The sequence below is a fragment of the Thiocapsa sp. C2-2m genome, from assembly GCF_041903745.1.
GTDB lineage: Bacteria > Pseudomonadota > Gammaproteobacteria > Chromatiales > Chromatiaceae > Thiocapsa > Thiocapsa roseilacustris.
This window is the reverse complement of the sequence record NZ_JBBWVD010000001.1, coordinates 220,765-233,230: the sequence shown is the minus strand read 5'-3', so window position 1 is coordinate 233,230 and position 12,466 is coordinate 220,765. Positions and strand designations below refer to the sequence as shown.

The 12,466-nt window shown below is 63.1% G+C and carries 11 protein-coding genes; 10 read left to right on the top strand and 1 reads right to left on the bottom strand.

All coding sequences use genetic code 11. The annotated features are described in order from the left end of the window. The first annotated feature begins 40 nt into the window (after nt 1-40). The 5 genes from AADX97_RS01025 (at nt 41) to ccoS (ending at nt 5,443) form a co-directional block, all read left to right on the top strand. Complete coding sequence (locus tag AADX97_RS01025; RefSeq protein ID WP_374232761.1) at nt 41-187, top strand: hypothetical protein; 147 nt, start codon at nt 41-43, stop codon at nt 185-187. 338 nt (nt 188-525) lie between these two features. Then, nucleotides 526-1,956, top strand: coding sequence for a cytochrome c oxidase accessory protein CcoG (gene ccoG, locus AADX97_RS01020; RefSeq protein WP_374232762.1), 1,431 nt, complete (start codon nt 526-528; stop codon nt 1,954-1,956). 103 nt (nt 1,957-2,059) lie between these two features. After that, nucleotides 2,060-2,584 (top strand): FixH family protein, encoded by a 525-nt coding sequence (locus AADX97_RS01015; protein ID WP_374232763.1) that lies wholly within the window; start codon nt 2,060-2,062, stop codon nt 2,582-2,584. Nucleotides 2,585-2,711: 127 nt separating this feature from the next. Beyond that, on the top strand, nt 2,712-5,150 hold the full coding sequence (locus AADX97_RS01010; RefSeq protein ID WP_374232859.1) for a heavy metal translocating P-type ATPase: 2,439 nt from the start codon (nt 2,712-2,714) through the stop codon (nt 5,148-5,150). Between the two features lie 44 nt (nt 5,151-5,194). After that, complete coding sequence (ccoS, locus tag AADX97_RS01005) at nt 5,195-5,443, top strand: cbb3-type cytochrome oxidase assembly protein CcoS (RefSeq protein WP_374232764.1); 249 nt, start codon at nt 5,195-5,197, stop codon at nt 5,441-5,443. A gap of 412 nt (nt 5,444-5,855) precedes the next feature. Here ccoS and AADX97_RS01000 read toward each other — a convergent pair whose 3' ends face one another. Then, nucleotides 5,856-7,490 (bottom strand): alpha-D-glucose phosphate-specific phosphoglucomutase, encoded by a 1,635-nt coding sequence (locus AADX97_RS01000; RefSeq protein ID WP_374232861.1) that lies wholly within the window; start codon nt 7,488-7,490, stop codon nt 5,856-5,858. A gap of 305 nt (nt 7,491-7,795) precedes the next feature. On the opposite strand from AADX97_RS01000, the gene htpG reads away from it, so the two are divergent. From htpG to AADX97_RS00975, 5 genes are all read left to right on the top strand, one after another. Further along, nucleotides 7,796-9,715: a molecular chaperone HtpG gene (htpG, locus tag AADX97_RS00995; RefSeq protein WP_374232765.1), complete on the top strand. Its 1,920-nt coding sequence runs from the start codon at nt 7,796-7,798 to the stop codon at nt 9,713-9,715. A 198-nt stretch (nt 9,716-9,913) separates the two neighbouring features. After that, entirely contained in the window at nt 9,914-10,573 is a 660-nt protein-coding gene (gene adk, locus AADX97_RS00990; RefSeq protein ID WP_374232766.1) for an adenylate kinase, read from the top strand. Nucleotides 10,574-10,873: 300 nt separating this feature from the next. Then, complete coding sequence (trxA, locus tag AADX97_RS00985) at nt 10,874-11,257, top strand: thioredoxin (protein WP_374232767.1); 384 nt, start codon at nt 10,874-10,876, stop codon at nt 11,255-11,257. A gap of 38 nt (nt 11,258-11,295) precedes the next feature. Further along, nucleotides 11,296-11,799: a DUF1249 domain-containing protein gene (locus AADX97_RS00980; RefSeq protein WP_374232768.1), complete on the top strand. Its 504-nt coding sequence runs from the start codon at nt 11,296-11,298 to the stop codon at nt 11,797-11,799. Between the two features lie 183 nt (nt 11,800-11,982). Continuing rightward, nucleotides 11,983-12,453: an Rrf2 family transcriptional regulator gene (locus tag AADX97_RS00975; RefSeq protein WP_374232769.1), complete on the top strand. Its 471-nt coding sequence runs from the start codon at nt 11,983-11,985 to the stop codon at nt 12,451-12,453. The last annotated feature ends 13 nt before the right edge of the window (nt 12,454-12,466 follow it).

Genomic DNA, 12,466 nt, shown 5'->3' with positions numbered 1-12,466 from the left:
GGTCCGCGTGATAACGAGGGGTGCGAGGGAGGAGATCGACATGACTGGAGGATTGACGTGGGACTTCGTGACTTGGATGTCGCTCGCGATGGTTGCCATCGCCATCATCATCATCGTATTCCTGGTCTATAAGGTCATCACCTTGATGAATCGGGATGCGCAGGCGCATAAGAACAACGAGCATTGAAGGCGTCTGGCGTGGTGTCATGTCATCGAGGGGGGATCTGAGATCCCCCTTTTTTTGTATCGAAAATGGCTTCCGAATCAACTGCTTGTGCTTGCGAAAACGCATGGCCAAAACGTCGCGGGAGGCGTAAGCTGCTCGATTTACGGAAGTGGTGACCGGGTGACCTCGACGGGCCGACGTCGTTTTCTGGCCGATCAGTTCGACCTGAGTCGATCCCCGGGGCGTGATCGGTTACGCCGCGCCTGCGTCGCTTCCTTCTTGCGCGCCATCACGATGCGCCCGAATCGCAATGCTCAAGCGCGCTTGTCGTAACCTTGACCCCATCGTGGAGATGGTCAGTGAGCACGAATCCTGTGGCAACCCAAACCGCCGTCGACGACCTCTACGCCGAGGCCGAGCATTGGCACGTCAATACCGGCGGGGAGACGATTCACGCCAAACGGCTCGCGGGGCGGTGGCGCACCATCAAGTGGGCGGCCGCGTCGGTCTGGTTGATCTATTTCCTGGGTCCATACCTGCGTTGGGACGGCCGACAGGCGGTCTTGTTCGACATCCCGAATCGACAGTATCACATCTTCGGCGCGACGGTCCTTCCGCAGGACTTCTGGATGCTCTCGCTGTTGTTGCTGTTCTTCGCCATCCTGCTTGCCGTGGCGACAGCGCTGGTTGGCCGTGTCTGGTGCGGCTATTTTTGCTTCCAGACGGTATGGACCGACATCTACACCTGGATCGAGGAGAAGCTCGAGGGCAGTCCGCCCCAACGCCGGAAGCTCGACAAGGCGCCCATGTCTGCGAGCAAGTTTCGGATCAAGGCGACCAAACATGCGCTCTGGCTGCTGATCGGCTTCATTACCGGTATCAGCTTCGTGTCCTGGTTTACGGACGCACCCGCGCTGTGGGGGAGCTTCTTCGCGGGCGAGTCGGGTCCCGTGGCCTACATTACGGTGGCGCTCTTCACGGTCGGGACCTACGGACTTGCCGGCTTTATGCGCGAGCAGACCTGCTTCTGGCTCTGTCCCTACGCGCGCATCCAAGGCGTCATGCTCGACACAACGACCATCGTGCCGACCTACGATCTGTTGCGCGGCGAGCCGCGCGGACGCGTCAAGCGCGGCGAAACCAGCGCAACGCGCACGGGCGGCGACTGCGTCGACTGCAACCAGTGCGTCGCCGTCTGTCCGACCGGTGTCGATATTCGGAACGGACAGCAGGAAGGCTGCATCACCTGTGCGCTCTGCATCGATGCCTGCGATCAGGTGATGGATAAGGTCGGGCGTCCGCGCGGCCTGATCCGCTATGCCTCGCTCGACGAGCTCGAAGGATTGCCCACCAAGAAACTCTTGCTCCGTCCGCGTGTCTGGGTGTACGCGGCGATTATGAGTATCGCACTTGCAGGCATCCTCTACGGCTTCTCGACCTTGGCGGCGATCGATCTAAAGGTTCTGCACGAGCGCGCGCCGCTGTACGTGCGGCTCAGCGACGGATCCATCCAGAATAAGTACACACTGAAGATCCTCAACAAGATGCCTGAGGAGCTCTCCGTACGGATCAGCGTGACGGGTCCCGATGGCTTGGTGCTCGTGGGTGCGGACCAGCCGATCGTCGCACCGCCGGGTGGAGTGACCCCCGCTGTCGTCTTCGTGAAGGTACCCAAGCGATCGCTCGACAGCGAGCAGCAGCCCGTGCAGTTTCACGTCGAAGCGGCGCGGCCGTCCGGCGCCTTGGTCGAGGCCGACCGGGAGAGCGTCTTTATTGGGCCGCGTCGCTAGGCCGGTCCGGGCGATCAAGAGCCGGCGTTTGCGTCGGCTCTCTCGAAGCGGCTCCCGGGACATCCGGGGAATGGCGATAAAGACATTGAGGCAACAGAACGCAATGAGCTCGACGACCCACCCCACTGATACCCCCTCCAAACCCACCCCGGCGCTGCGTAGCCCCTGGGTTCTGGCCTGGATCGGTCTGCTCGTCACGGTCTTGGCCGTGAATCTGACTTTCGTGATTCTTGCGATCCGGACCAACCCCGGATTGGTCAATGCAAACTACTACGAGCGCGGACAAGACTACGAGCGCACCATGGTTTCGCGTCAAGCGCGCGATCCGGGTTGGCTGATGCGTGCGGATATCCCCCGGCCCCTCACGGCCGGTGTGGAGGAGTCGATGAGGCTTGTCCTGGTCGATCATGCAGGTCAGCCTGTCGACGTCGACCGGGCGATCTTCTATGCCTATCGACCGTCGGACGTCTCGCGCGATTTCGCCCTGCCGATGATTCGCGAGGCCAAGGGTCGCTATCGTGTGGAGACATCCTTCCCGCTGATCGGCGCTTGGGACATCCTCATGGCCGCGCAGACCGGCGAGGACGAGTACAGCGTCGGCGAGCGTGTCAACGTCGCTCGCCCCTAAGGTCCGAACGCCTCCGGTTTCGAGCTCCGAAGCGGGATCGGAGGCGCACTCGGATGCCTCCTCGGCCGCGAGCCGCTGCTTCCACTGCGGTCTTCCGGTCGCCGAATCCGCGCGCGAGACGGCCCACATTGCCGGGCGCGAGCGGTCCTTCTGCTGCACCGGCTGCAAGTCAGTCTGCGAGGCGATCTTCGCCGCCGGACTCGAGGGTTTCTACAAGCGCACCCCCGAGGGCGAGATCTTCGGTCCGCCCCCCGAGCCGCCGAAAGATCTGGCCGTCTTCGACCTCGATGCCGTGCAGGAGGAGTTTACCGACACGGCCGGCGAGTCCCGCGAGATCAATCTCCTGGTCGAAGGCATCCACTGCGCCGCCTGTGTCTGGCTAATCGAGAAGGGGCTTTGCGCCATGCCGGGGGTCGAGGAGGCCCGCGTCAACCTAACCGGTCGGCGGCTGCGCGTGCGCTGGGACAACGGACGCCTGAAACTCTCCCGGATCCTGCGCCGACTCGCCGATCTCGGCTATGCCGCAGCACCCTTCGATCCCGAATCCGCCGAGGGTGCGATCGGGCGCGAGAACCGCGCCATGCTCTACCGCATGGCCTGGGCCGGGTTCGCAATGATGAACCTCATGTGGATCTCGATCGCGCTCTATGCCGGCGCCGATCAAGGCGAATTCCGCGGTCTTTTTCAATGGCTCGGCTTTGCAATCGCCACACCCACGCTCCTGTATTCGGGTGCGCCCTTCTTCCGGGGTGCCTTGTCCGGTTTGCGCTCGGGCCATCTGAGCATGGACCTGCCGATCGCGATCGGCGTGACGACCACCTATATCTACTCGCTCTATGTCACGCTTGGCATCTCGAACATCGGCGACGTCTACTGGGACACCGTCGTCAATTTTCTCTTCGTCATCCTGGTCGGGCGCTATCTCGAGGCGATCTCGCGCCGTAAGGCCGTGGCATCGACGCAACGGCTGCTCGATCTGCAGCCTAAGGTCGCGACCCGGCTGGACGGGGAGGGCGGCGAGACCGAGTCGGTCGTCCCGGTGCGCGCGCTCAAGCTCGGCGAGCGGGTGCTGGTGCGGCCCGGCGAGCGGATCCCGGTCGACGGCGAGGTGATCTCGGGCGGCAGCCGGGTGGATGAATCCATGCTGACCGGCGAGTCGCGACCGGTCGCCAAGACGCTCGGCGATCAGGTCGTTGCTGGCACCATCAACGGTGCCGGTGTCCTGACCGTGCGCATCGGTGCGCTGCTGCGCGAAACCGCGCTGGGTCGCATCATCCGGCTGGTCGAGGACGCCCAAGCCAGTAAGGCTCCGATTCAGCGGCTTGCCGACCGGATCGTGCCCTGGTTCGTTGCGGCAACGCTCGGTCTGGCGACCCTGACCTTCCTGATCTGGATGCGGGTGGATGTCGAGGTCGCGGTCATGGCGGCGACGGCCGTGCTCATCATCACCTGTCCCTGTGCCTTCGGAATGGCCACGCCCATGGCGGTGGCCGTGGCCACAGGACTTGCTGCCTCGCGCGGCATCTTGGTGAAAAATGGTGCCGTGCTCGAGCGTCTCTCCTCGATTGATCATTTCGTCTTCGACAAGACCGGGACGCTGACCCTCGGACGGCCGACTGTCACCGGGCTCGCGAGCGCGCCCGGTGGTTGGCGTCCGATCGACGGACCGCAGGATCTGAACCCCAATGAGCGCGATGTCCTCGGTGTGCTCCAAGCGCTCGAACGGCTCTCCGAGCATCCGATTGCCGCGGCCGTCCTCGACCTCTGCGCGCGTGCCGGGATCGGCCGCATCGCCGCGCCGGTGGATGCGGTCGAGGTCGCGCCAGGGCTCGGGATCAAGGGGCACGTCGGGGGCGTGGAGATCCTCGCGGGCTCGCGGGAGTGGTTGATCCGCAACGGCGTGCAGCCTTGGCCCGACGGGGAGGGGCAGTCGGCCGGGACATCGGGTCTTGTCCATTGCGCGCGGGCCGGTCAAGAGGTGCTGCGGCTCGGCGTTGCCGATCCGCTGCGTCCGGATGCCACACGCGTGATTGCGCGGATGCGCGAGCGCGGGATCCGGGTGACGCTTCTGACGGGCGATCGCCGCGAGACGGCCGAGGCGATCGCGGCCCAGCTCGGCGGCGGGGTCGAGGTCATCGCCGAGGTGATGCCCGAGGACAAGGATCGCGTGATCGACGAGCTTCAGCGCGACGGCCGTCGGGTCGCGATGGTGGGCGATGGGGTCAACGATGCACCTGCCCTGGTGCGGGCCGATGTCGGCATTGCGATGGGGAGTGGGACCGATGTCTCGATTGCGAGCGCGGACATCGTCCTCATGTCCAGCGAGCTGGGGCGTGTCGAGGAGGCCGCCCGATTGTCGCGACGCACCCTTAGAACCATCCGCCAGAACATCGGCATTTCGGTGGTTTACAATCTCATCATGGTCCCGCTTGCGATGGCCGCGGTCGTCACGCCCCTGATCGCAGCCATCTCGATGCCCCTCAGCTCGCTGGCGGTCATCGGCAACTCGGCGCGGATTCGTGCGGTCTTCAAGCCGCGGGACGAAGGCGCTCCGCGCGAGCCCTGACCCGAGCGGGCGATTGATGGCATGAAGTGGAGGTTCGATCGACGATGGATGTGATCTACGGCCTGATCCCCGGCATGCTGGTCCTCGGACTCGCTGCGGTCGCCGTGCTTTTCTGGGCGACCCGGACCGGTCAATACGACGATATGGACGGTGACGGTCGGCGCATCCTGATGGACGAAGATGAGGAGGACGGCGACCCGCGGCGTGCGCCCGCTATGGACGCCGATCCCGAGCTGAATCCCGTCGAGAGTGATCCGCAAGGTAAGATGAGCCACCGACGCCATACCGACTAAAGACCCCGGTAGACGACGGGATTCAGAAATTTAAGAAAGGGAAAGTAGAATACTTTGGCGATTTCCGCAAAATTCCATCCCCGTAGGTTGTGCCGACGATAGTTGAGCACCGAATCGTTGTCGTTCTCGATTACGACAACGACAACGACAACGACAACGACAACGACGAGCTTGGCAAAGGTATTTACTTGTCGAGTTGTGTGACTTATTTTTGAACCGTTAACGAACGGCGTCCCGAGCAAAATGCGTCATTCTCATTTTGCGTTGGGCTTTGGAGATGTCCTCGATCTCGGTGAGACGCGGTTTAAAATTTTATCTTTTTTAAGACTTTAAACCGCGCCAGCTCCGAAAATCGTCGGAGCTGGCGCGGCTAAGCCACTCAGCACATGACGCATACCGCACCGGTCGCGGTTTAGGTGACGACGTCCGGCTCGCTGCGCCCGGTCCGTGCCTCGATCTGCCCGAGCTCGCGCGCAATCAGGATCAGCGGCTGCATCGCCTCTTGGGTATCCTGCAGATGACGCTCGGGATCCGGCTCGAAGAATTCGAGATAAATCCGCAGTGTTGCCCCCTCGGTGCCGGTGCCCGAGAGACGGAAGACAATGCGCGCGCCGCTCTCGAAGCCGATGCGGATCCCCTGATGCTCCGAGCGGCTGCCGTCGATCGGGTCGGTGTAGGCGAAGTCATCGGCGTAGCTCACCGTCTGGTTGCCGAGCCGCCGACCGGGCAGGCCGGGGAGGAGGATCCGCAGGTGGTCCATCAGCGCTTCGGCCGCGGTTGCGTCGACCGCCTCGTAGTCGTGCCGGGTATAGAAGTTGCGGCCGAAACGGCGCCAGTGCTCGCCCAGGATCTCGGCGACGGATTGCTGGCGCACGGCCAGCAGGTTCAGCCAGAAGAGCACGGCCCAGAGGCCGTCCTTCTCGCGGACATGATCCGATCCGGTGCCGAAGCTCTCTTCGCCGCAGAGCGTGATGCGACCGGCGTCGAGCAGATTGCCGAAGAATTTCCAGCCCGTCGGGGTCTCGAAGCACTCCACGCCAAGCTGCTCGGCGACCCGATCCGCGGCCTGGCTGGTCGGCATGGAGCGGGCGACGCCGCGGATACCGGCGCGATAGCCGGGCACTAGGTGCGCATTCGCCGCGAGCACCGCGAGGCTGTCGCTCGGTGTGACGAAACAGTGCTTGCCGAGGATCATGTTGCGATCGCCGTCGCCGTCCGATGCAGCGCCGAAGTCCAGCGCATCCGGTCCTTCGGTCAAGGCCACCAGCTCCTTGGCATGCGCGAGATTCGGATCCGGATGCCCGCCGCCGAAGTCCTCCAAGGCTTCACCGTTCAGGACGGTGCCCGGTGCTGCGCCCAAGCGCGTCTCGATGATCTCCTTGGCATAGGGTCCGGTCACCGCGTGCATGGCGTCGAACCGCATGCGGAAGATGCCGGAATTAAACAGCTGATGGATGGCGTTGAAGTCGAAGAGCGACTCCATCAACTCGGCGTAATCGCTCACCGGGTCGATGATCTCGACCTCCATGTCGCCGATACGCACCGTGCCGAGTGCGTCGAGATCGGTCGCCGCGCAGTCGAGGGTGCGGTATTCGCGGATCGATTGGGTCCGCGCGAAGATGGCGTCGGTCACCGACTCCGGCGCGGGTCCGCCCGCCGCGATGTTGAACTTGATGCCGAAGTCGCCGTCCGGGCCGCCCGGGTTGTGGCTCGCCGAGAGGATGATCCCGCCGCGGGTGCGGTACTTGCGGATCACGCAGGAGGCGGCCGGTGTCGAGAGGATCCCGCCACGCCCGACCAGCGCCCGTCTGACCCCGTTCGCGGCTGCCATGCGCAGGATGGTTTGGATCGCCTCGCGATTGTAATAACGTCCATCACCGCCGACAGCCAGTGTCCCGCCCGCGACATCGGTTTGGGTGTCGAAGATCGCTTGAACGAAATTCTCCAAATAGTGTGGCTGCCGGAACACCCCGACCTTCTTGCGCAGGCCGGATGTGCCGGGGCGCTGCCCCTCGAATGGCGTTGTAGCGATCACTTGCGGCTGCATCTTCAACCCCTTGACGTGTATTGACATGGCCGGCCCCGGTCATTAAACGGCCGGTTGCGGGCGCGAGGGCGTGTCTCCAATCGGGTCGGGCCGGCGGCGCCGTCCGGCTCTGACGGCGATGCAGCTTCCCGTCCCGAAAGGGGTACTCGCGCGGCATTGTATCCCCGCAAGCCCATGCGACAATACCGGTTCGGCTCGGGTGCGGGCCGCCGAGCTCCCGCAACGGGTGTCGGACGGCGGGGCGCGTCCTCGGGATACTCCCATAAATTCAGTTGGATCGAAGAACGATCGAGGTACTAGAGACGATGACAGTTGAAGCGCACAAAGAAACACTGGAGTTCAAGGCGGAGGTCAGCCAGGTGCTGGATCTCGTCATCCGGTCGCTGTACTCAAACAAGGAGATCTTTCTGCGCGAGCTGGTCTCCAACGCCTCCGATGCGGCCGAGAAGCTGCGTTTCGAGGCGCTCAGCGACGACGGGCTCTACGAAGGCGAGAGCGATCTGCGCATCCGGGTCGAGATCGACAAGGAGGCCGGGACGCTGACGGTGTCGGACAACGGGATCGGGCTCAGCCGCCAGGAAGTGATCGACACCATCGGCAGTATCGCCAGCTCCGGCACGCGTCGTTTCGTCGAGGCACTCTCGGGCGATCAGGCCAAAGACAGCAAGTTGATCGGCCAGTTCGGCGTGGGTTTCTACTCCGCCTTCATCGTCGCGGACAAGGTCACCCTGATCTCGCGTCGCGCCGGTCTGGGTGCCGAGCACGGGGTGCGTTGGGAGTCGGACGGCCGCGGCAGCTTCACCTTGGAGACGCTCGAGAAACCCGGACGCGGCACGGATGTCATCCTGCACCTGAAGGAGGAGGAGAAGGAGTTCCTGGATGCCTGGCGTCTGCGCAGCATCATCGGCAAGTTCTCCGATCATCTCGCCCTGCCGGTGGAGATGCGCAAGGAGCTTTACGGCGAAGAGGCCGAGAAGGCTAAGGATGCACCGCCCGAGTACGAGCAGGTCAACCGCGGCACTGCACTCTGGATGCGCAACAAGTCGGAGATCACGGAAGAGGAATATCACGACTTCTATAAGCATGTTTCGCACGACTTCGATGTCCCGCTCGCCTATGCCCATAATCGGGTCGAGGGGACGAACGAGTACACCTCGCTGCTCTTCGTGCCCAAGCGTGCGCCATGGGATCTGTGGGAGCGCGACGCCAAGCATGGCGTGAAGCTCTATGTGCGTCGCGTCTTCATCATGGACGAGGCCGACAAGCTGATGCCGCACTATCTGCGCTTCGTCAAAGGGGTGGTCGACTCCGACGACATGCCATTGAATGTCTCCCGCGAGATCCTGCAGCACAATCGCAAGATCGACACCATCCGCCAGGCCAATACCAAGCGGATCCTCGGGCTTCTGGACACCCTGGCGAAGGACGAGCCCGAGAAGTACGGCGCGTTTTGGGACGAGTTCGGTCGCGTGTTGAAGGAAGGTCCGGCGGAGGATTTTGCGAACAGAGAGCGCATCGCCGGTCTGCTGCGCTTCGCCAGCACGCAGAGCGAGAGCGATGCCCAGCGCGAGTCGCTCGACGGCTACCTGGAGCGGATGAAGGAGGGCCAGGACAAGATCTATTACATCACCGCCGACAGCGCCGCGGCGGCGCGTCACAGCCCGCATCTGGAGGTCTTCCGCAAGAAGGGCATCGAGGTCTTGCTGATGTCCGACCGCGTCGACGAGTGGCTAGTCAGCCATCTCAACGAGTACAAGGGTAAGACCTTGTACTCAGTGGCCAAGGGCGACCTGGATCTCGGTGACTTGGCCGACGCCGAAGAGAAAGAGGCAAAGGAAAAGGCCGTTGCCGAGCACGGTGGTTTGCTCGATCGCCTCAAGTCCACCTTGGGCGAGCGTGTCGAGTCGGTCCGGCCGAGCACCCGTCTGGTCGACTCCCCGGCCTGTCTGGTCGTCGGCGAGCACGACATGAGCGCCAACCTGGCGCGCGTGCTCAAGGCGGTCGGTCAGAGCGCGCCCGAGAGCAAGCCGGTTCTGGAGGTCAACATCGGCCATCCGTTGGTCAAGCGCATGGAGTCCGAGACCCAGGACGACCGCTTCGCCGATCTTGCACTCATCCTGCTCGATCAGGCGCAGCTCGCCGAAGGCGGACAGCTCGATGATCCGGCGGCCTTTGTCGGGCGACTCAACAAGCTGATGCTTGGCATGCTGATCGCCGGGCGTTGAGGGTCGGCTCCACGGCCGCACGACATCCTTTGTTCGCGACCGCCGGTCCTGGCGCGTGCGACGGTGCCCTGCGGTCGTCGGAGTGACCTTCAGTCATAAGTCCGGCCGATCCCGCAATGGATTTGTTCTGTGGGCCTGTCGAATCGGACTGTGGCACACTCGGGCGTACCGTTAAAAACATCACTGAGGGAAAGCGAAATGCGCGTCATCCTATTGGGCGGCCCGGGCGCGGGAAAAGGCACGCAGGCCGGCTTCATCAAGGAGCACTTCAAGATCCCGCAGATCTCCACCGGCGATATGCTGCGGGCACATGTCAAGCAGGGGACCGATCTGGGTAAAGCGGCCAAGAAGATCATGGACGAGGGCGGTTTGGTCTCCGACGACATCATCATGGGCATGGTGAAGGCTCGAATCCTCGAGGACGACTGCCAGAGTGGCTACCTGTTCGACGGTTTCCCGCGCACCCTCGGCCAAGCCGATGCCTTGAAGGAAGCAGGCGTCGGGATCGATGTCGTGGTCGAGATCGACGTACCGGACGAAGAGATTATCCGCCGCATGTCGGGTCGTCGCGTCCACCCGGGCTCGGGTCGAACCTATCATGTTGTCTTCAATCCGCCGAAAGAGGCCGACAAGGACGACGAGACCGGTGAGCCGCTGATCCAGCGCGACGACGACCGCGAGGACACGGTGAAGGAACGGCTGCGCGTGTACCACGATCAGACCGAGCCGCTGATCAACTACTACTCCGCATGGGCCGAGCAGGGCGGCGAGGACGCGCCCCGCTATGTCAAGGCCCAGGGTATCGGGTCGGTCGACGGGATTCGCGACGAGATCATCGCGAAACTCTCCGCAAGCTGACGCCGTTCCGAGCGCGTCTCGCCGACGCGCAGCACCCGGTTTCGGGTTCGGCCGATCCGGCCCGACCGGGGCGCGCGCCTGCGTATACGGAACATGGCACGCCGACCAGGCGGAGTGGCCACTCCGGCGAGGAGGTGCAACGCCGGCCCGGCGTGCGCGGGGCGTGCAATGCGGTGAAAAACCCACGTCCGCCCGATATCATAATCCCCCTGTTTCGAATCGGTGAACCTCCCGAAGGGCCGGGATTCTGATACCATCTCCCGCAGTGTTTCATCGCCGAATTGATCGCAGGATATTCTTATGGCCGTAATCGAGCTCGACGGGACCAATTTCGAACAAACGATCCAAGACAACGCCTTCGTCGTCGTGGACTTCTGGGCGCCCTGGTGCGGTCCTTGCCGATCCTTCGCGCCCGTCTACGAGAAGGTGTCCGAGGATCTGACCGATGTGGTCTTTGCCAAGATCAACACCGAGGAGCAACAAGCGATCGCGGGTCACTTCAATATTCGCTCGATTCCGACCCTCATGATCTTTCGCGAGCAGATCATCATCTTCTCGCAGGCCGGTGCCCTTCCGGAGAGTCAGTTTCGCGATCTCCTGACCAAGGCCGGGGAGCTCGACATGATCGAGGTCAAACGCAAGATTACGGAGCAGTCCCAGACCCGGCAATCCGGCAACGCTTAGCACCACAGTCGCGCACCGCTCGCTTGGTTCCGATTTCGATGCAGCGCGCTTGCCACCCTTGGGCGACCGCCTGCATCCTGTCGGGCCGCCCCAACGTCGGTGCACTCATGAGTCTCTGCGAAGAGAACTTCGCACGCCTCTCGCGTTTGATCCCCGATCTTGTCACACGCCCCTCGGGCGTCTACGGCTCGGGTTGCTCCGAAGGGGTCGATCTTTACCTGGATGTCGAAGAGCATGCGCGCTTCACGACCATCCTTCGTCTGACCTATCTTTTCCCCGTTCAGGGGGTTGTGCTCCCGGACCCGGATGCCCGCTTGCGGGTGTATCACGATGCCCGTCAGGTCGAGGTGATCGATCTGCTTCAAACGGCTTTGCCGCTGCGGGCCGATTATCGTGCGCCGGCGCTCGTCGAGAAATGGCAAGCGAATCTCTTCATCGGCAAATGGCTGACCTATTGCCTGCGGCAGGGGCGCGTCTTCGGAGATGCGCCGGTCACTCCCCCGGCGTTCGCGTCCGGCGCGCGAGTGATGCTCTGCCCGTAGAGCGCCGTCTCTCTGCACGCGGATCCGTTACCTCGAGCCCCTTCTCACTGTACCCCTCTCGGGCCACCGATCATGCGGTTGCGCATTGAAATGTCGAAATTGTTGACTACTTAACTGGAGGATACCGGGCGACCTCGCGATGATTCGCGCGCCCATCGGCTCAACCACTCCAGGCATCCTACGATGAGACTATCGACGAAAGGTAGATATGCGGTAACCGCAATGCTCGACCTCGCTCTGCATGCCGGCAATGGTCCGGTCACGTTGGCGGATGTCTCGGTGAATCAAGGGATCTCGTTGTCGTATCTCGAGCAACTGTTTGCCGCGTTGCGCAGCAAAAAACTCGTACGAGGCGTACGCGGACCCGGGGGAGGCTACTATCTCGGTCGGCCGGCCGATGAGATCTCGATCGCGAACATCATCTGCGCTGTCGACGAGTGGGTGGAGTTCACCCGCTGCGGCGGTCGGGAGAACTGCCGGGACGGGCAGCGTTGCCTGACGCACCATTTATGGGATCAGCTCAGCGACGAAATCTTCCGGTTTCTCAGTGACATCTCGCTGCAGGACTTGGTTGACCGCGGCCGCGCTCGACCGGGCGCGCCAAAGATCGGGGTCGAGGGTCTCGAAGACGACGCCAAACGCCGCGCGGCATAGCCGACTCGCGTCT